The organism is Microbacterium lushaniae (assembly GCF_008727775.1).
Classification (GTDB): Bacteria; Actinomycetota; Actinomycetes; order Actinomycetales; family Microbacteriaceae; genus Microbacterium; species Microbacterium lushaniae.
In genome coordinates, this window is sequence record NZ_CP044232.1 from 2761968 (window position 1) to 2780657 (window position 18690).

The window sequence follows — 18690 nt, forward strand, 5'->3', positions numbered from 1 at the left end:
CCGTGTCGGAGGTGGACGTGGATGCCGCGGCGCGAGCCGGGCACGATGACGGCACACCACCGGAAAGGAGCGTCATGCGATCGTGGTATCCCCCCGCTTCCTCGCCGGGCCTCGCGGTCTACGACGAGCTGCTGCGCGCACCCACGATGAGCGTCGGCTCCTACGTCATCCCCGCCGGCGGCGTCGATCCGCAGCAGCCCCACACCGAGGACGAGGTCTACATCGTCCTCGCCGGCAGCGCTCGCCTGACGACGCCGGGCGGAAGCGCCGAGGCGGTGCCCGGAGCCGTGCTGTTCGTCCCGGCCGGGGAGGAGCACCGCTTCGTCGAGGTCACGCACGACCTCCATGTGATCGTCGTGTTCAGCCCTGCCGAGCACACCGGCGGGGCGCCGGGGGCGGTCAGTCCACCAGCGCGATGACGCCCGCGATCGCCGAGACCAGCGCCAGGACGAGGGCGAGGGCGATGAGGACGGCGTGCACGATCAGGAAGCGCGTGGGCTTGCCCGCCGCATCCCGCGCGCGCGGGTCCTTGGCGACGCGCCCGTAGAACCGCGGCCAGACCAGCACGTTGAAGGCGGCGTTGACGAGCAGCAGGATGGCGAGGGCGGTGTCCACCCTCCGAGCCTAAGCGCCGCCCTAGAGCCGGACGACCTCGGTCACCTGTACGACGGCCGTGCCCGCCTCCTCGGATGCCGGCAGATCGACCACGGCGCGGATGCGCCAGTCGTGGTCGCCGGCGGGGTCGTCGATGGTCTGCTCGACGCGCCACACGCCGTCGGCTACGTCGCTCTCGTCCACCGTCACGAGGGTCGCCGACCGCGCTGGGCCGCCGGTGAGGATCTCATCGTGCTCGGCGTAGTACGCATCCAGCGCCTCCGGCCAGTCGGCGTCGGGGTCGAGTGCGGCGAGCTCGTCGTCGCGCTGGCGCGCGGCCAGCTGGATGCGGCGGAACATCTCGTTGCGCACGAGCACGCTGAACGCGCGGCGGTTCGTCAGCACCGACGGCGGCGGCGGCGGGACGACCGGCGCCGCCGGGTCGTCGGGCGGGGCGATGAGCGCCGCCCACTCGTCGACGAGACTGGAGTCGACCTGGCGGACGAGCTCGCCGAGCCATTCGATGAGGTCGGTCAGGTCGGGGGTCCGGGCTTCGACGGGGACCGTCTGACGGATCGCACGGTAGGCGTCGCTGAGGTAGCGCAGCACGAGCCCCTCGCTGCGGGCGAGGGAGTACATCGAGACGAACTCCCCGAACGACAGGGCGCGCTCGAACATGTCGCGCACGACCGACTTGGGCGACAGCGCGAAGTCGCGGATCCACGGCTGGCTCGACGCGAACACCTCGTACGACTGGGCGAGCAGGTCGGCCAGCGGCTTCGGGTAGGTGATCTCCTCGAGGGCGTCCATGCGCTGGTCGTAGTCCAGCCCCTCGCGCTTCATCGCGGCGACGGCCTCGCCCCGGGCGAGGTACTCCTGCTGCGACAGGACGGGGCGGGGGTCATCGAGGGTCGCTTCGATGACGCTCACGACGTCCAGCGCATAGTGGCCCGTGCCCGCCGCGCCCTGTGCGTCGTCGGGATCGAGAAGCTCGATGGCGGCGAGCGCGAACGGCGACAGGGGCTGATTGAGGGCGAAATTGGGCTGCAGGTCGACGGTGAGGCGGATCGCCCCGTCGGCCACCTCCACCACGTCGGCGGCCCGCAGCGTGCGGAAGATCGCCAGCGCGCGCCGGGCGAGCTCGCGCTGGCGGGGGCGGGGCTCGTGGTTGTCGAAGACGAGGGAGCGGACGTGGGCGAACACGTCGCCGCCGCGGGCGATCACGTTGATGAGGATCGCCGCCGTGATCTGCAGATGCGGCTGCAGCGGTTCGGGTTCGGCGCCGACGAGGCGCTCGAACGTCGATTCGCCCCAGTTCACGAACCCCTGCGGCGGTTTCTTGCGGACGATCTTGCGGAGCTTCTTCGGGTCGTCGCCGGCCTTCGCGACCGCCGTGGCGTTGTCGATCTCGTGCTCGGGAGCGAGGACCACGACCGTCCCGGCCGTGTCGAACCCGGCGCGACCGGCACGCCCGGCGATCTGGTGGAACTCGCGCGCGGACAGGTGCCGCATCCGCTGCCCGTCGTACTTGGACAGGGCCGTCAGCAGCACGGTGCGGATGGGGACGTTGATCCCGACGCCGAGGGTGTCGGTGCCGCAGATGACGCGGAGCAGGCCCCGCTGGGCGAGCGTCTCGACCAGCCGCCGGTACCGCGGCAGCATTCCGGCGTGATGCACGCCGATGCCCGACCGCACCAGGCGCGACAGCGTGCGGCCGAACCCGGTCGTGAAGCGGAACCCCCCGATCGCCTCGGCGATCTCGTCGCGCTGCTCGCGCGCGATCACGCGGATGCTGGAGAGGGCCTGCGCCTGCTCCATCGCGGCGGCCTGGGAGAAGTGCACGATGTACACCGGCGCCTGGCGCGTGTCCAGGAGCTCCTGCACCGTCTCGTGCGCGGGGGTGCGGGCGTAGGAGAAGTGCAGCGGCACGGGCCGCTCGACGCCGGTGACGCGCGCGGTCGGCCGGCCGGTGCGCCGCTCCAGATCGTCGGCGATGGCGGTGACGTCGCCGAGGGTCGCCGACATCAGCAGGAACTGCGCGCGGGGCAGGAGCAGCAGGGGCACCTGCCAGGCCCATCCCCGGTCGGCGTCGCCGTAGTAGTGGAACTCGTCCATCACGACCTGGTCGACGGCGGCGCCCGGCCCCTGGCGCAGGGCGAGGTTGGCGAGGATCTCCGCGGTGCAGCAGACGATGGGGGCGTCGGGGTTCACCGACGAGTCGCCGGTGACCATCCCGACGTTCTCGGCGCCGAAGATCTCTGCGAGGGCGAAGAACTTCTCGCTGACGAGGGCCTTGATGGGCGCGGTGTACCACGTGCGCCCTCCGCGCGCGAGGCTCGCGGCGTGCGCGGCGACGGCCACGAGGGACTTGCCGGTGCCGGTGGGCGTGGACAGGATGACGTTCGCGCCGGAGACCAGCTCGATGACCGCCTCGTCCTGGGCCGGATACAGCGTCAGGCCGCGGTCATTCGCCCACGCGACGAAGCCCGTGTACACGGCGTCGTCGTCGGCGCCGCGCGGAACGAGGTCGAGCAGAGTGGGGGGCACACTCCACCCTCTCACTCCGCGGCTTCGGCGAAGACCCCCACCCGCTCCCCGTCGAAGACGAACTGCATCGCGGTGCCGACGGGGAAGCGGCCGCGCAGGCTCGCGGGCGTCTGCGGATCCACCGTGAAGGCGACGGCGGCGGGGAAAGGCCCGGCCCCGCACCCCGACTGCATCCACTCGAGCCCGTCCTCGGGGTCGTCCGCCAGATGATCGGTCGGGATCAGCAGGACGCACGTGCTGTCGTCGCCCCCGGTCCGGTAGACGCCGAGCGGGGCGGTGATGGCCGTCACGCCCAGGAAGTCCGCATAGCCCTGCGCGTCGTCGCTCGGCGGTCCGAAGAGGCCGTCGGGCCACACGAAGCCCGGGTCAGGGCGCAGCGTGGCGACCTGGGTGGCACCTGCTCCCGCGTCGCGCGGGACCAGCGGCATCGCGAGCGATGCGGCGGTCGCACCCGCCGACAGCGCCACGACCACCGAGAGCGGCCACAGCACCGCCGCCCACCGCGGTCGGGCACCGCGCGCCGGCGCGGCGGGCTCGGGCGCCACGGGCGGGGCGGGTTCAGGCGCCGCGGGCGGGGCGGGTTCGGGCCCGGCCGGAGCCTCGGGCTCCGGGATGGCGTGCTCCGGCGCGGGTTCCGGCGTCGGCACGGTCTCCGGGCGCGCGACGGCGTCGGCGGGCGGGCCGGCGATGTCCCCGGCCGACGTTCGCACGGCGGCCTCGAGCTCCTCCAGTCGGATCACCGCCGCGGGGTCGGTGTGGATGTCGGCCGACGGCCCGTACGCGCGGGCGCGCAGCATCCGCAGTTCGTCCTCGTGCTCCCCCTGCATGAGCCCACTCCTTCGTCCGGCCTGCAGAACCCCGCGCCCCGTCCTACGTCGAGGATAGGAGCGACGCGACCATCAGGTGGGGTCGACGAGGCTTCTCAGGATGCGCGCGAGCGCGGCCTGATCGGCGCGGCTGAGCCCACGCAGCTCCTCCGCCTCCCGGCGCACGAGCTCGGTCATCGCCGCATCCACGCGCCCGGCGCCCTCCGGAGTCAGACGGACGAGGATGCTGCGGCGGTCCTGTTCGTTGGGGCGCCGCTCGATGAGCCCCCGCGCGGTGAGCTTCTCGAGGCGGTTGGTCATCGCTGCCGACCCGATCATCGTCGCCTCGATCAGCTGGGCCGGATTCATCTCGTGCGGCTCCTCTGCGCGGCGCAGGGCCGCCAGGACGTCGAACTCCCACGCCGACAGGCCTGCGCTGGCGAAGGCTGCCGCGCGCAGGCGATTGAGCCGGTGCGACGCGCGACGCAGCCGCGACATGACGTCCAGCGGCGTGAGGTCGACCTCCGGCAGGCGCCGCGACCACGCGTCGATCAGGAGATCAACCTCGTCGTCGCGGTCGGAGGAAGTCATGATCCGACCGTAACGCACGCCCTGCTCGCCCCGAGAGAGCGGCGTGCGTCGCGGCGGTGGGTCAGGATGCGGGATGACGGAGGGCGTCCACGGCGTCCGAGAAGGTGAGCGCCTGCCGCACCTCCACGGCGCGGTCGTAACGGGGGCCCGAGAGGGCCACGAACACATGGCCGACGACCTCGATGTACCCGGCCACGACGCCATCCCACGTGATCTCGTAGAGGTCGAGATCCACACGCGTCCATGGCTGCGGGGCCGCCAGCGCCGTCGATTCGACGTGACGCGCCTCCATGACCATGCCCGGGCTCCTCTCCCTGCCTACAAGAGTGCTCCCGCAAACGAAAACCCGTGCGGGGCTTGACGACTCCGACCGGGCAGGCTAACTATCTCCGGCGCGGTCGTTCTCCCGCGCGGTGTCAATCCCCCGATGGCGCGACAGCGGACCGCGTACCGTCGCTCGAACACTCGGAAAGGGGATCCCATGGTCCGCGCTCTCGCCCTCAACTGCACGCTCAAGCCCGCTCCCGCACCCTCCAGCACGCAGAAGCTCCTGAGTGAGGTGCTCGCCGCGCTCGGTGACGCCGGCGTGGAGACCGACCTGGTCCGGGTCGTGGACTACGACGTGCGGCCGGGCGTCGAGAAGGACATGGGCGAGGGCGATCAATGGCCGATGCTGCGCGAGAAGGTGCTCGCCGCCGACATCCTCGTCCTCGGCACCCCGACATGGATGGGGCACCACTCCTCGATCGCCGCCCGCGTACTCGAGCGGCTGGACGCCGAGCTCAGCGAGACCGACGAGGCCGGACGCCCGATCCTCTTCGGCAAGGTCGCCGTCGTCGCCGTCGTGGGCAATGAGGACGGCGCACACAAGATCACTGCAGACCTGTTCCAGGCCCTCAACGACGTCGGCTACACGATCCCGGCCCAGGGCGTGACGTACTGGAACGGCGAGGCGATGGGATCCACCGACTATCGCGAACTCGACGCGACCCCTGAGAGCACGGCGGGCACGACGGCGACCGTCGCCGCGAACGCCGCGCATCTGGCGACGCTGCTGGCCGGGGCGAACTACCCGGCCTGAGTCGCGCCGCGCACCGGGCGTCCGCGCCGAGGCCGATCGGAGGACACCCCGAAAGTCCGGCCGGACCCCGGCGCCGACACGAGGGGCGCGACGGCGTCCAGCCACGCGATCTCGGCCACCACGCGGGAGCGCTCCGCTTCCCGCAGGATCGCCGCGGCGACCTCCAGCCCGTCGTCGTCGGCGTCGATCGCCGACAGTCGCGCGTGGGCGGCCCGGCGCTCGGCGGCCACGACCGCCGCGGCGTCCACGCCCGGCAGCGTCGCCGCCAGGGCGACTTTGAGCGCCTGCTCGTCCCGCCCGCCGGGAGTCTCCGCCTCGGTGAACCAGCGGTCGGTCTCCGCGCGCCCGGCGTCGGTGATGCCCCAGTAGGTGTGCCCGGCCTCGTCCGTGCCGCGGCGCTCGACCAGTCCGTCGCGCTCGAGCCGGTCCAGGGTCGTGTAGATCTGGCCGACGTTCAGCACCGTGCCGGTGCGGCGGGCGTACTCCGCGCGCAGTTGATACCCGTAGCACGCGTCCTGATCGAGGATCGCCAGCAGCCCGCGGCGCACCGACATGCGACCCCCTTGGATATCGAGTATGTGCCTACCGAGTATACGAACGCGGCGGAGCAGCGGATAATGGCGGGATGGGCAACGCCGGTTACAGCGCGATCTCCAACGACTCGCGCGTGCGCATCCTCCATCTCCTGCAGGAGCGGCCGGCGCGCACCGTGAGCGAGCTGTCCGAGGCGACGGAGCTTCATGCCAACACCATCCGTGAGCACCTCCAGCGCCTGATCGACGGCGGGTACATCGTGGCCGCCACCGAGCATCGGACGACCCGCGGGCGGCCCCGCGTGCTCTACACGGCGACCGGCCACGACGCGGCCTCCAGCCCGGTGGCCCAGCGCAAGGCGCGTGAGGCCGCCATCCGGGGCGACCTCTTCCGTCGACTGTGGCCGGCGGCGACGGCGCTCCCCGAGGAGGCGGTGCACCAGCTGGACGCACTGGTGGACGACCTGGAGGGCGCGGGCTTCTCCCCCGTCGTCGACGAGCAGGCGCTCACGGTCGACCTCTCCCCCTGCCCCCAGGCCGCTGCGGGTGCACGTGACGTGCGGTGCACGGTGCATCTGGGACTCATGGACGGCGTGCTCACGTCCGCGTGCGGACCACTGCGCGCCCAGAACATCCGACCGTCCGAGCGGCCCACCGACTGCGTCGTGCAGCTGGCCGTCGTGCCGTGATCCGCGTCAGCCGCCGATCGCGTTCATGCCGCGCGGAGGCTGGAGGAACGCCGGGTCATTGATGGCGTGACCGGGCAGCTTTCCGTGCACGCAGGCGCGGAGGCGCTCGGCGATGCGCTCCTCCCGTGACGCGGTGAAGGGCTCTCGCAGGACGGGCAGCAGGTCGTACTCCGCGATCGAGAACAGGCAGTTGCGCAGCTGACCGTCCGCGGTCAGGCGCAGCCGGTCGCACGCCCCGCAGAAGGGCGCCGTGACCGAGGCGATCACGCCGACGCGGTGCGGGCCGCCGTCGAGCAGCCACGTCTCGGCCGGGGCGCCGCCGCGGCCCGGCACGGGCGTCAGCTCCCACCGCTCGGCGAGGGCGGCGAGGATCTCCTCACGCGTGACCATAGTGGTCCGGTCCCACGTGTGACCGGCATCCAGCGGCATCTGCTCGATGAAGCGCATCTGGGCGCCCACGTCGACGGCGTACTGGACGAGGTCGACGAGTTCGTCGTCGTTGACCCCGCGCATCGCGACGGCGTTGAGCTTGAGTGGCCGCAGGGGGGATGCGGCGGCCGCGGCGATGCCGGCGAGCACGTCGTCCAGCCGGTCGCGGCGGGTGAGGGCTGCGAAGCGCTCTCGGCGCACCGTGTCGATGCTGATGTTGAGCCGCCCGAGCCCCGCATCCACCAGGTCGGGCAGCAGCTCCGGGAGGCGGATGCCGTTCGTGGTCATCGCGACCTCGACCGGCCGGTCGGCGCCCGGGATCGCCGCGATCCGGCGCACCACCTCGACGATGTCGGTACGCAGGAGCGGCTCGCCCCCGGTGAGACGGAAGGTGCTCACGCCGAGGGAGGCGGCGACGGTGGCGATCTCGACGATCTCGTCCACCGTGAGGATGCTGGTCTTGGCAAGCCACTCGTTGCCCTGCTCGGGCATGCAGTACGTGCACCGCAGTGAGCAGCGGTCGGTCAGCGAGATGCGCAGGTCGCGGTGGATGCGGCCGTGCGTGTCGACGAGCGCCCCGGCCTGCCCTTCGGGCGCGGCCCCGCGCATGCGCAGGATGACGGGAGTCGCACTCACCCCGCGGCCGCCTTTTCACCCATGTTCCGAGGCTAGGGGTTATTCCCGGCCCTCGGCACTGGTGTGGGTATTTCGATGGCGAGAGACTGACCGGCAGGTGCGGGTGACCGCATGTTAGCGTGTGGTCCGACCACACGTGCGGCCGAAAAATCGGAGGTTCCCGTGGAGCTGCTCGACCCGCTACTTCTCGCCCGATGGCAGTTCGGTCTCACGACGCTCTACCACTACCTCTTCGTGCCGCTCACCCTCGGCCTGGTGCTGGTCACGGCGATCTTCCAGACGGTGTGGTACCGCACCGGCGAGGTGAAGTGGCTGCACCTGACCCGCTTCTTCGGCAAGATCTTCCTGATCAACTTCGCCATGGGCGTGGTCACCGGCATCGTGCAGGAGTTCCAGTTCGGCATGAACTGGTCGTCGTACTCGCGCTTCGTCGGAGACGTCTTCGGGGCGCCCCTGGCCTTCGAGGGGCTGCTGGCCTTCTTCCTCGAGGCGACCTTCATCGGACTGTGGATCTTCGGCTGGGACCGCCTCCCCCGTCTGGCACACCTGGCGAGCATCTGGATGGCCGCCATCGGGGCGACACTGTCGGCCTACTTCATCCTCGCCGCCAACGCCTTCATGCAGAATCCGGTCGGCTACGAGATGGCTGCAGATGGGTCCCGCGCCGAGCTCGTGGACTTCTGGGCGCTGCTGACCAATCCGGTCGCCCTCGCCGCCTTCCCGCACACCATCACGTCGGCGTGGATGTTCGCCGCCGCCGTCCTCATCGCCGTGTCGGCGTGGCACCTCATGCGCCACCAGAACGTCGAGACGATGCGCACGTCGCTGCGCTTCGGCATGTGGTTCATGGTCATCTCGTTCGTGGGGGTCGCCATCTCCGGTGACCAGCTGAGCCTCGTCATGACCGCGACGCAGCCGATGAAGATGGCCGCCGCCGAGGCGATGTACGACACCGCATGCGGGGCCGATGCATCCTTCTCGCTGTTCTCCCTCGGCACGCCCGACGGCTCGGAGGAGATCTGGTCGCTGCGCGTGCCCTACCTGCTGTCACTGCTGTCCACGCACTCGCTCGACGGGTGCGTCGAGGGCATCAACGACCTCCAGGCGCTGTACAACGAGCAGTTCGGCCCCGGCGACTACACCCCGATCATCTGGATCACGTACTGGTCGTTCCGCTGGATGATGGGCCTGGGTGGCATCGCGGCGCTGCTCTCGGTCGCGGGCCTGTGGTTCACGCGCAAGAAGTCGACGTTCCAGATGAAGCCGTGGATGTGGCGCGTGTTCGTGTGGTCGGCACCCCTCCCGCTCCTGGGCAGCCTCGTGGGGTGGGTCTTCACCGAGATGGGGCGTCAGCCCTGGATCGTGTTCAGTCTCATGCTCACCGAGGACGGCGTCTCCCCCAGCGTGCCGGGGTGGAACGTGCTCATCTCGCTCATCGCGTTCACCGCGATCTACGCCACGCTCGCGGTGGTGGAGCTGGGCCTGATCATCAAATACGCGCAGAAGGGGCCCGATCCGCTCCCCGATCCGGATGCGCCGGCGGAGCCCGACTCCGTCGAGAACACCCCGACGACCGTCTACTAGGAGCTCATCATGGACCTCGCCTACCTCTGGTTCTGGATCGTCGGGTTCCTGTTCGTCGGGTACTTCGTCCTCGACGGGTTCGATTTCGGCGTGGGGATGTCGCTGCCCTTCCTGGGCAAGGACGACATCTCGCGCCGCCAGATCATCAACACGATCGGCCCCGTGTGGGACCTCAACGAGACGTGGGTCATCGTCGCGGGCGCGTGCCTGTTCGCCGCGTTCCCGGAGTGGTACGCGACGCTGTTCAGCGGGTTCTACCTGCCGCTGCTGGTGATCCTGCTGGCCCTCATCGCCCGCGGCGTCTCGTTCGAATACCGCCATCAGCGCGACTCGCTGCGATGGAAGCGCAACTTCGACCGCATGATCATCGTCGGATCGGCCCTGCCGGCGTTCCTGTGGGGCGTCGCGGTGGCCAACATCGTCCAGGGCGTGCCCATCGACGCCGACTTCGAGTTCACCGGCACCGTCCTGACGCTGCTGAACCCGTACGGGCTCCTGGGCGGGCTCACCACGCTCCTGCTGTTCTTCGTGCACGGCGTGTACTTCGTCGCGCTGAAGACCGACGGGAAGGTCCACGCCGACGCGCGGCGCCTGGCTGTCAAGGCGGGGGTGCTCGCGGTCGCCGTGGCGGCGGTGTTCGTGGCGTGGACGGTGTTCGCGCACTTCTCCCTCCCCGTGCTCGCCCTCGGCGCGCTGGCCGCGGTCCTGCTGATCTCCTCGGTCGTCGCGAACCTGCGCGACCGCGAGGGATGGGCCTTCGGGTTCGGCGCGGCGACGATCATGACCGCCGTCCTGATGCTGTGGTTCGCGCTCTTCCCGAACGTCATGCCCTCCTCCACCGACCCGGCGTTCAACCTCACGATCGAGAACGCCTCGAGCACCGACTACACCCTCACGATCATGAGCTGGGCCGCGCTGATCTTCCTGCCGCTCGTGCTGGCCTACCAGGGGTGGACGTACTGGGTCTTCCGCAAGCGCGTCACGCGCGATCGCATCGAGAAGGCCGCGCAGCTCGCGCATTGACCCTCGTGGCCGACGGGTCCGTGCGCGTCCACGCCGCACAACGGCGGGGATCCGCTCCGACGCGCCGCGGATCGGCAGGATGCTGCGGCGCGGCGCGAGCGATCCCCGCCGTTGTGCTCGGCGGCGTGGCGGCGAGCGCGTGGCGGCGAGCGCGCGGCGCCGAGCGTGGCGGCCGCCGGGAGCCGGCGCGGTGAGAGGATCGAGGGGATGAGCGCCACCACGGGGACGCAGCGGCGACGTGGTCCGGTCGATCCGCGGCTGCTGGGGTACGCCCGGGCATCCCGCAGCTTCCTCGCCGTCAGCGCGGCCATCGTCCTGGCCCAGACGGGCGTGATCGTCGGCTTCGCGTGGACGCTCACCTCTGCCCTCGTGGGCGCGATCGACGGGGCACCGGTGTCGGACCTCTGGCCCCTGCTGGGCGCTGCGGCTGGTCTGGTGCTCGTGCGGGCCCTCCTCGTGCTCGCCTCCGAACGGGTGAGCGCGCGCGGCGGGGCGGCCGCGTCGCTGCAGCTGCGTGAAGCCCTCATGAACGCCGTCGGCAGGCTCGGCCCGGGCTGGCTCGGCGCCCGCAACGCCGCCGCGCTGGCCGTCACCGCCGGGCACGGCCTCGAGGCGCTGGACGCCTACTTCGGCCGGTACCTGCCGCAACTGGTCGCCACCGCGCTCACGACCCCGATCCTCATCGGGGCGATCGCGCTGGCCGATCCGCTGTCGGGCCTCACGGTGGTCCTGACGATCCCGCTCATCCCGCTGTTCATGGTGCTCATCGGCCTGGCCACCCGGGCCGTGCAGCGCCGCCAGTACGACACCCTCGGCCGCCTCGCCGCGCGGTTCGCCGACACGGTCGAAGGCCTCGGGACTCTCAAGGCCTTCGGTCGCGACCGCCGCGCCGCCGACGGGATCGAGGAGGTCACGGGCCGGTACAAGCGCGAGACGATGGCGGTGCTGCGGGTGTCGTTCCTCTCCGGCTTCGCGCTGGAGTTCCTCGCATCCATCTCCGTCGCCATCGTCGCCGTGACGATCGGCTTCCGTCTCCTGGCGGGCGACATGGACCTGCTCGTCGGCCTGTTCGTGCTGCTGCTGGCGCCCGAGGCGTACCTGCCGCTGCGGCAGGTTGGGGTGCAGTTCCACGCCGCCTCCGAAGGCGTGGCCGCGACCGACGAGATCTTCGACGTGCTCGACGCCGCCGCATCCGCCCCCGTCGCCGGGACGCGCCCCGCGCAGGGGTCGCGGATCGGCGCGCGCGGGCTCGCCGTGCGCCGCGGCGAGCGGATGCTGACGCCCGTGGACCTCGCGATCGAGCCGGGCCGCGTGACGTGGCTGCGGGGGGCCAGCGGCGCCGGCAAGTCCAGCGTCGTCGCGGCGCTGCTGGGGTTCGCCCCGTACGAGGGCGAGATCGTCGTGGACGGCGCGGTCCGCCCCGACGCGCGGGACTGCATCGCGTGGGCCGGGCAGCGACCTGGCCTGGTCTCCGGTACGGTCGCCGCGAACGTCGCGCTCGGAACCGACGAGGTCGACGACGGGCTCGTGCGCGCGTGCCTCGCCGATGCGCAGGCCGCCGACGTCGATCCCGGGCTCGTCCTGGGGGCCGGCGGCTCGGGCCTGTCGGGCGGTCAGGCCCAGCGCGTCGCCGTGGCGCGCGCGCTGTACCGCCTGCGCTCGGGCCGTGCCCGCGCGCTCGTCCTGGACGAGCCCTCCAGCGCACTGGACGCCGACACCGAAGCGGCGCTGTGGCAGAGCATCCGCGGCATCGCCGACGACGGCGCGGGGGTACTCGTGGTGTCGCACCGCGCCTCGGCCGCCTCGATCGCCGACGACGTCGTGACCATCCCCGCTCGGCGTGACCCGGCGGGTGCGGGCGTTGCGGGGCATCCGCGGAAGACCACGGACGGAGGCCGCGCGTGAACGGGCGGGTGCGGAGCATCCTGCGGGCAGCGCAGCCCTCGCCGCGCAGGTTCGCGCCGGCGGTGCTGGCCGGGGTGGGAACGGCCGTCAGCGCCATCGCGCTGCTCGCCGCCAGCGCATGGCTCATCGCGCGCGCCGCCGAGCAGCCGCTCGTGCTGTACCTGTCGGCGGCCGTCGTCGCGGTGCGGGCGTTCGCGCTGGGTCGCGGCGTGTTCCGCTACCTCGAGCGCCTCGCCGGCCACGACGCAGCCCTGGGGCAACTCGCCGCGGTGCGCGCGGGGCTCGTGCGCGACATCGTCCCCCTCTCCCCCGACGGCCTCGGCCGCGCGCGGCGCGGGGAGATGCTCTCCAGCCTCGTCGACGACGTCGAGGAGCTGCAGAACCTGCCGCTGCGCGTCGTCCAGCCCCTCGCCGTCGCCGTCCTCGCGTCGCTGGCGAGCGTCGTGTTCGTCGCCTTCGTGTCGTGGCCCGCGGCCCTCACCCTGCTGCTGTGCCTGGCCGTCGCGTTCGCCCTGGCCGTGGGCGTGGGCTGGGCGGCCGGCGCCCGCGCCGAGCGCGCGATCGCACCCCTGCGCGCCGCCGTGGCCGACGGCGTCTACGACCTGCTCGTCTCCCTCGACGTGCTGACGGCTTTCGGCGGGCTCGATGCCGCGCGCGCCCGCGCGCGATCCGCGGATGAGCGCCTGCGCCGTGCGGTGGTGCGGCGCGGCGTCGCGCAGGGCGCCACCTCTGCCGCGGTGTCGCTCCTGGCCGGTCTCGCCTCGCTGCTCGCGCTCGTGGTGGCCGCTCCCGGCGTGGCCGACGGCACCCTGAGCGGCCCCGGCCTGGCGGTGGTCGTGCTGCTGCCGATGGCCGTGTTCGAGGTGTTCGGGCCGGTCCCCCTCGCGCTGGCGTCGTGGCGGCAGGTGCGCGGCGCGGCCGAGCGCATCGCCGAGACGGTGCCCGACCGCATCCCCGAGGGCCTTCCGCACGAGGAGCCGGCGCCCACGGGCGCGGCGCCGGCGCTCGGGGAAGGCCTCGTGCTGCGCGACGTCCGCGCGCACTGGCCCGCGCGCTCGGACGCCGACGCGGACGCCGGGCGGCTCGTCGATGTCTCGCTGCGGGTCGGAGCCGGCGAGCGCGTGCTCGTGACGGGCCCCAGCGGTGCCGGCAAGACGACCCTCGCGCACGTCCTCGTGCGCTTCCTCGACTACGCCGGGTCGTACACCGTGGGCGGCGTGGAGGCGCGCGAGCTCTCCGGCGACGACCTCCGCCGCACCGTCGGGCTGTGCGAGCAGACCCCGTACCTCTTCGACGAGTCCATCCGCCAGAATCTGCTGTTCGCGCGCGACACCGCGACCGACGACGACCTCCTCGCGGTGCTGGAGCGCGTGGGGCTGGGCGCGTGGGTGGCTGAGCGCGGCGGACTGGACGCGCGGGTGGGCGACCGCGGAGCACTCGTCTCCGGCGGTCAGGCGCAGCGCCTCGCCCTCGCGCGGGCGCTGCTGGGCGGTTTCCCCGTGCTCGTGCTGGACGAGCCGACGGCCGGCGTCGACCCCGCCGCATCCGACGCCCTGCTGCGCGACCTGCTCGGGGCGGTGCGCCCGGACCAGGCCGTCGTGCTCATCTCGCACATCGACGTGCCGCCCGACCTGATCGACCGCTCCGTCCGCCTCGAGTCCGGCCGCCTGGCCTGACCTCCCTCCCCCGCACCCCCGCCGAAAGTGCATCAACCCGGCGAATCCGTACCGAATCCGGTGCACTCTCGCCGAGGTGATGCACTTTCGCGGATCAGGGGGCGGGGAGAGTGCGCGCGAAGGCCTGGTCGCCCTCGGGTGAGGGCAGCTCGGTGAAGCCGAGCCGGCGGTAGAACGCGAGCGCGCCGGTGTTGGCGGATGACGCCACCAGGTGCACGCCGGGCACGCCCGCGGCCGTCAGCGCACCCAGCACCGTGTCGATGAGCCGCCGCCCCCAGCCCTGCCCCTGCGCCTCGGGCAGCAGGTCGATGTGCAGGTGCGCCGGGTGGTCGTCGGCGAACGGCACGGCCTCGCCGCCGCGCGCAGAGGCGTAGCGGATGAGGCCGTCCTGCCGCGTGCGCACCTCGGCCGGATCGGGCCAGCGCCCGGCGAAACGCGGCCACCACCGCTCGCGGAACCACGCCTCGAACGCGTGCGTGTCGGGGGCCGCCACGACGTAGCCGACGACGCGGCCCTCGGATTCCACGACGAACGCGAACTCGGGATGCCGCGCGACGTAGGGGAGCACGAAAAGGGCCGCCCACAGGTCGTCGTCCGCGAGCACGCCCGTGGCGTCGCCGCCGGCGTCGGCGGTGCGCAGGCACACCTCTGCCAGGGCGGCCTCGTCGCCGGTCCGGAATCCGCGGATGCCGCTCACGCGCCGAGCCTAGCCGCGGCGGCGGACGCGGGGATGAAGCGCACGTCGGCGGGATCGAGCGACATCGGCACGGATGCTCCGGGCCGAAGGCCCGCCGCCGCCGCAGCGTCGACGTCGGCGACGCACCAGCCCGCGTGCACGCGCACCCCGGCGGGGGTGGACTCCAGCCGATCCACCCGGGCGACCCAGCCGCCGGGGGCCGCGGCCGCACCCACGCGCACCGCGGCCGGCCGGAAGACCGCCGCCAGCGCCCGGCCGTCGGCGGACGCGAGCCGGCGGGATGCGGCATCCGCCGCCACCAGCCGCACGTCCTCGCGCGCCCACGCGCCGCGGTCGGCGATCCCCTCGACCCGGTTCAGCCCGGCGATGGCGGCGACGAAACCCGTCGCGGGGTGACCGAGCACGTCGGCCACCGCCCCGGACTGCCGCACTTCGCCGGCCTCGATCACCACGAGCCGGTCGGCCAGGGCCGCGGCATCGACGGCGTCGTGGGTGACGGCCACGACCGTCGTGTGCGCCAGCTGCTCGGCCAGCATCGCCCGGATGTCGCCCGCGGTGACGGGGTCCAGCGCGACGAGGGGTTCGTCCAGGAGCACGGCGCGCGGCGAGGCGGCGAGCGCGCGGGCCACCGCGACCCGCTGCTGCTGCCCGCCGGACAGGTGCGCCGGCCGTCGGTCGCCGGCATCGGCCAGGCCCACCCGTTCCAGCCACGCATCGGCCTGCGCGCGGGCGGCGGCGCGCGCCATCCCGCCGGCCCTCGGCCCGAAGGCCACGTTCTCCCGCGCGGACAGATGCGGGAACAGCCGAGGGTCCTGTCCGAGCAGCACGATCCCGCGGTGCATCGGTGCGAGGCGGATGCGGGAGCCCCGGGTGCGCTCGACGACCTGCCCGTCCACGGCGACCTCCCCCTCGGTCAGCGGCACGAGACCGGCGAGGGCTCCCAGCAGCGTGGACTTGCCGGCGCCGCTGGGGCCCATGACGGCCACGGTCTGCCCCTCCGCCACGTCGATCCCGACGTCGACGGTCAGCTCCGGCCGGCGCACCACCACGTGCGCGGACAGGCCGCTCACCGCGCCGCCCCCGGGCGCCAGCCCCGCACGAGCAGCAGCACCGCGATCGCCGTGACCAGCAGCAGCAGCGACAGGGCCACGGCCGTCCCCTGCGACACCCCGGCGCCGTTGAAGGCTGTGTAGATCGCCAGTGGCATCGTCTGAGTGACGCCCGGGGCGTTGCCGGCGAACAGGGCCGTGGCTCCGAATTCTCCGACCGCGCGCGCGAAGCACAGCACGACGCCGGCGACGATGCCCGGCGCGGCCAGCGGCAGGGTGACCCGCCGCAGGATCGTCCAGCGTCCGGCCCCCAGCGCCGCCGCGGTGCGCTCGAACTCGACGCCGGCCGTGCGCAGCGCGCCCTCGGCGGCCAGGACGAGGAAGGGCAGTGCGACGAAGGCCTGCGCGAGCACGACGGCGGTGGTGGTGAAGGGCAGGCCGAGCGCGCCGAGCCATCCGGTGCGCCCGAACAGGTACAGCAGGGCGACGCCGCCCACCATGGGCGGCAGCACGAGCGGCACCGTCACGACCGCGCGCAGCACCGCGGCGGTGCGCCGGCTCGACCGCGCGATCAGGAGGGCCAGCGGTACGCCCGCGGCCACGCACAGCGCGGTCGCCGCGAGCCCCGTCTGCAGCGACAGGCCGAGGGCCGACAGTGCCGCCGGGGAGGTGACGTCGGCCCACAGCGTCTCCCACTGCACGCGCGCGACGAGCGCGACGAGGGGAAGGAGGAGGAACACCAGGCCGGCGCAGGCGGGCACCACCAGCCACCGCGGCACGTAGCCGCCGCTCACGGGGCACCGAACCCGAAGTCGGCGAGGATGCTGCGGCCCTGCGACGAGCGGACGAAATCCACGAACGCGGCGGCGGCCTCCGGATCCCGCGCGCCGGGGAGCACCGCGATGGGGTAGCGGCTGACGACGCCGGCGGCCAGGGCGGGCTCGATCGTGCGCACGTCGTCGTCACCCCGCACGTCCGTGGCATAGACGAGACCTGCGTCGGCCTCGCCGGCGGCGACCTTCGTGAGCACGGCGGTGACGTTCTGCTCGATGCTCGCGGGGGTCACCTCGACATCGGCCAGCCGCAGGAGCGCGGCGGAGGCGGCACCGCACGGCACCTGCGGTGCGCACAGCACGACGGTGGCCCCGGGCAGGTCGGCGAGGTCGGCGATGCCGGCGGGGTTGGCTGCGGGCACGGCGATGACGAGCGTGTTGGTGGCGAAGACGTGCCCGCGCGCCGTGGGGTCGGCGATGCGCAGGGCCGCCTCATCCGCCGAAGCGAAGACATCCGCGGGCGCGCCCTCCGCGATCTGCCGGGCCAGGGTCGTGGAGCCATCGGAGACGACGGTCACCTCCACGCCCGGGTGGTGCTGGGCGAAGACCTCGGCGATGCGGTCGAAGGATGCGGCGAGGGATGCCGCGGCGTACACGCGCACGGTACCCCCGTCTCCCTGTCCGGTGGCGGCCCCTCCGGCGCACCCGGTCAGTGCGACGGTGGCCGCGAAGAGGGCGGCCGCGGCGGCACGGCGCAGCACGCTGTGCACGTCAGGGCCTCGGGATCTCGATCACGACGTTCGTCGCCTTCACCGAGGCGACGGCCACGGCGCCGACCTCGAGCCCGAGCTCCCGCACAGCCTCGGCCGACAGCAGGGACACGACGCGGTGCGGTCCGCTCTGGATGTCGACCTGGGCCATCACGCCGTCGGCCTGGATGCGCGTCACGATCCCGGTGAAGCGGTTGCGGGCGCTGGAGAGCGTGTCCCCGGGATCGCCCGGCTCCGCGGCGAGCGCCAGGGCGTGCGCGGCGAGCGCCTCACCGGGGATCTCGGCGGGCGTCGTGCCGGTGACCGGGAGCGCCCCCTGGTCGACCCATCGCCGCACGGTGTCGTCGCTGACCCCCAGCAGGCGCGCGGCCTGGGCGATGCGGAAGCTCGTCATCGCGCCACGGTACCGCATCTGCGGATGCATGCGCGCCTATCACCCGCAGATGCGGAGTCGTACTCGGCGGCCGAGGTCGTAGCCTGAAGTCATGAAGCCGCTGGTCGCACCCGTCGACGCCCTGGCACCGACCGAACTCATCCGCACCGCGCGCCACGCGGTGCTCACCGGCATCGGCGAAGAGGGGCAGCGCCGCCTCGCCGCCGCGCGCGTGGCCGTGATCGGTGCCGGCGGGCTGGGCTCGCCGGCGATCCTGGCCCTCGCGGCGGCGGGGGTGGGTGAGCTGATCGTCGTCGACGACGACGTGGTGGAGCTGACGAACCTGCAGCGGCAGATCATCCACCGCGTGCAGGACGTCGGCGAGCCCAAGACCGCGTCGGCCGTGCGGGCCGCCGGCGACCTCGCCCCGCACACCGCGGTCGTGCCCGTCACCGAGCGGCTGACGCCGGAGAACGCCGTCGCGCTGCTGGGCGGGGCCGACGTCATCGTCGACGGCAGCGATGTCTTCACCACGCGGCGCGCGGTGGCCGAGGCCGCCGAGACGCTGGGGGTCCCGCTCGTGTGGGGGGCGGTGCAGGAGTGGCACGGGCAGGTGACGGTGTTCTGGTCGGACCCGCCCGCGGGCGTCGCGCCGGTGGTCCTGGCCGACCTGTTCCCCGCCGGCACCGAGGGCGAGCCGCCCACGTGCGCCCAGGTCGGGGTACTCGGCGGGCTGTGCGTGCAGATCGGCGGGATGCTGGCGACGGAGGTCGTGAAGCTCGTGACCGGCGCCGGCGAGCCGCTGCTGGGCCGCGTCGCGATGGTCGACGCCCTGCGCGCGCGCATGACGGAGGTGCCCCTGCGGGCAGGGGTGCCGGCGGGCTGACGCGCTGCGCCACTCCCCCGGTCACGGCGCCCCCTGGCCGCGGCGGAT

General features: G+C 73.1%; 20 protein-coding genes. 8 read left to right on the forward strand and 12 right to left on the reverse strand.

All coding sequences use genetic code 11. The annotated features are described in order from the left end of the window. Positions 1-74 precede the first annotated feature (74 nt). A complete protein-coding gene (locus F6J85_RS13265; RefSeq protein WP_202980828.1) occupies positions 75-419 on the forward strand; it encodes a cupin domain-containing protein in 345 nt (114 codons plus the stop codon). Here F6J85_RS13265 and F6J85_RS13270 read toward each other — a convergent pair. The 5 genes from F6J85_RS13270 to F6J85_RS13290 all read right to left on the reverse strand — a co-directional run bounded on the left by F6J85_RS13270 (position 400) and on the right by F6J85_RS13290 (position 4836). Further along, positions 400-615 (reverse strand): SCO4848 family membrane protein, encoded by a 216-nt coding sequence (locus tag F6J85_RS13270; RefSeq protein WP_135068392.1) that lies wholly within the window; start codon positions 613-615, stop codon positions 400-402. The genes F6J85_RS13265 and F6J85_RS13270 overlap by 20 nt on opposite strands. Positions 616-636: 21 nt before the next feature. Next, the gene (locus F6J85_RS13275; RefSeq protein WP_150925657.1) at positions 637-3141 is read right to left on the reverse strand and encodes a DEAD/DEAH box helicase; all 2505 of its coding nucleotides are present in this window, start codon (positions 3139-3141) and stop codon (positions 637-639) included. Positions 3142-3152: 11 nt separating this feature from the next. Continuing rightward, complete coding sequence (locus tag F6J85_RS17740; protein ID WP_191906611.1) at positions 3153-3968, reverse strand: hypothetical protein; 816 nt, start codon at positions 3966-3968, stop codon at positions 3153-3155. Positions 3969-4040: 72 nt separating this feature from the next. Next, positions 4041-4538 carry a MarR family winged helix-turn-helix transcriptional regulator gene (locus F6J85_RS13285; protein ID WP_150921561.1) on the reverse strand — a complete coding sequence of 166 codons (498 nt, stop codon included), beginning with the start codon at positions 4536-4538 and terminating at the stop codon, positions 4041-4043. Positions 4539-4599: 61 nt separating this feature from the next. Then, a complete protein-coding gene (locus tag F6J85_RS13290) occupies positions 4600-4836 on the reverse strand; it encodes a hypothetical protein (protein WP_150925659.1) in 237 nt (78 codons plus the stop codon). 183 nt (positions 4837-5019) lie between these two features. On the opposite strand from F6J85_RS13290, the gene F6J85_RS13295 reads away from it, so the two are divergent. Then, positions 5020-5619: a flavodoxin family protein gene (locus F6J85_RS13295; protein ID WP_150921563.1), complete on the forward strand. Its 600-nt coding sequence runs from the start codon at positions 5020-5022 to the stop codon at positions 5617-5619. Here F6J85_RS13295 and F6J85_RS13300 read toward each other — a convergent pair. Next, positions 5607-6173: a PadR family transcriptional regulator gene (locus F6J85_RS13300; protein ID WP_150925661.1), complete on the reverse strand. Its 567-nt coding sequence runs from the start codon at positions 6171-6173 to the stop codon at positions 5607-5609. The genes F6J85_RS13295 and F6J85_RS13300 overlap by 13 nt on opposite strands. Positions 6174-6244: 71 nt before the next feature. On the opposite strand from F6J85_RS13300, the gene F6J85_RS13305 reads away from it, so the two are divergent. Further along, complete coding sequence (locus F6J85_RS13305; protein WP_150925662.1) at positions 6245-6841, forward strand: helix-turn-helix transcriptional regulator; 597 nt, start codon at positions 6245-6247, stop codon at positions 6839-6841. 6 nt (positions 6842-6847) lie between these two features. On the opposite strand, the gene moaA is transcribed toward F6J85_RS13305, so the two are convergent. Then, positions 6848-7879 (reverse strand): GTP 3',8-cyclase MoaA, encoded by a 1032-nt coding sequence (gene moaA, locus F6J85_RS13310; protein ID WP_150927441.1) that lies wholly within the window; start codon positions 7877-7879, stop codon positions 6848-6850. 189 nt (positions 7880-8068) lie between these two features. On the opposite strand from moaA, the gene F6J85_RS13315 reads away from it, so the two are divergent. The 4 genes from F6J85_RS13315 to cydC all read left to right on the forward strand — a co-directional run bounded on the left by F6J85_RS13315 (position 8069) and on the right by cydC (position 14094). Beyond that, positions 8069-9490, forward strand: a complete 1422-nt coding sequence (locus F6J85_RS13315; RefSeq protein ID WP_150925663.1) for a cytochrome ubiquinol oxidase subunit I — start codon at positions 8069-8071, stop codon at positions 9488-9490. Positions 9491-9499: 9 nt separating this feature from the next. Continuing rightward, the gene (cydB, locus tag F6J85_RS13320) at positions 9500-10513 is read left to right on the forward strand and encodes a cytochrome d ubiquinol oxidase subunit II (protein WP_150925665.1); all 1014 of its coding nucleotides are present in this window, start codon (positions 9500-9502) and stop codon (positions 10511-10513) included. A 207-nt stretch (positions 10514-10720) separates the two neighbouring features. Next, positions 10721-12418 carry a thiol reductant ABC exporter subunit CydD gene (gene cydD / locus F6J85_RS13325; protein ID WP_150925667.1) on the forward strand — a complete coding sequence of 566 codons (1698 nt, stop codon included), beginning with the start codon at positions 10721-10723 and terminating at the stop codon, positions 12416-12418. Next, positions 12415-14094, forward strand: a complete 1680-nt coding sequence (gene cydC / locus F6J85_RS13330) for a thiol reductant ABC exporter subunit CydC (RefSeq protein WP_150925670.1) — start codon at positions 12415-12417, stop codon at positions 14092-14094. The genes cydD and cydC overlap by 4 nt, the downstream gene beginning before the upstream one ends. 94 nt (positions 14095-14188) lie before the next feature. On the opposite strand, the gene F6J85_RS13335 is transcribed toward cydC, so the two are convergent. From F6J85_RS13335 to F6J85_RS13355, 5 genes are read right to left on the reverse strand one after another with little or no spacing between them, the layout of a single operon-like run. Further along, positions 14189-14791, reverse strand: a complete 603-nt coding sequence (locus tag F6J85_RS13335; protein ID WP_150925672.1) for a GNAT family N-acetyltransferase — start codon at positions 14789-14791, stop codon at positions 14189-14191. Further along, entirely contained in the window at positions 14788-15861 is a 1074-nt protein-coding gene (locus F6J85_RS13340; protein ID WP_191906612.1) for an ATP-binding cassette domain-containing protein, read from the reverse strand. The genes F6J85_RS13335 and F6J85_RS13340 overlap by 4 nt, the downstream gene beginning before the upstream one ends. Further along, on the reverse strand, positions 15858-16634 hold the full coding sequence (gene modB, locus F6J85_RS13345; protein WP_150925674.1) for a molybdate ABC transporter permease subunit: 777 nt from the start codon (positions 16632-16634) through the stop codon (positions 15858-15860). The genes F6J85_RS13340 and modB overlap by 4 nt, the downstream gene beginning before the upstream one ends. Beyond that, entirely contained in the window at positions 16631-17383 is a 753-nt protein-coding gene (modA, locus tag F6J85_RS13350; protein ID WP_150925676.1) for a molybdate ABC transporter substrate-binding protein, read from the reverse strand. Before modA ends, modB begins: the two co-directional genes overlap by 4 nt. 1 nt (position 17384) lies before the next feature. Next, on the reverse strand, positions 17385-17777 hold the full coding sequence (locus F6J85_RS13355; protein ID WP_150921572.1) for a TOBE domain-containing protein: 393 nt from the start codon (positions 17775-17777) through the stop codon (positions 17385-17387). 91 nt (positions 17778-17868) lie between these two features. Between F6J85_RS13355 and F6J85_RS13360 the strand changes: the two genes are divergently transcribed. Further along, a complete protein-coding gene (locus tag F6J85_RS13360; protein WP_150921573.1) occupies positions 17869-18642 on the forward strand; it encodes a HesA/MoeB/ThiF family protein in 774 nt (257 codons plus the stop codon). The last annotated feature ends 48 nt before the right edge of the window (positions 18643-18690 follow it).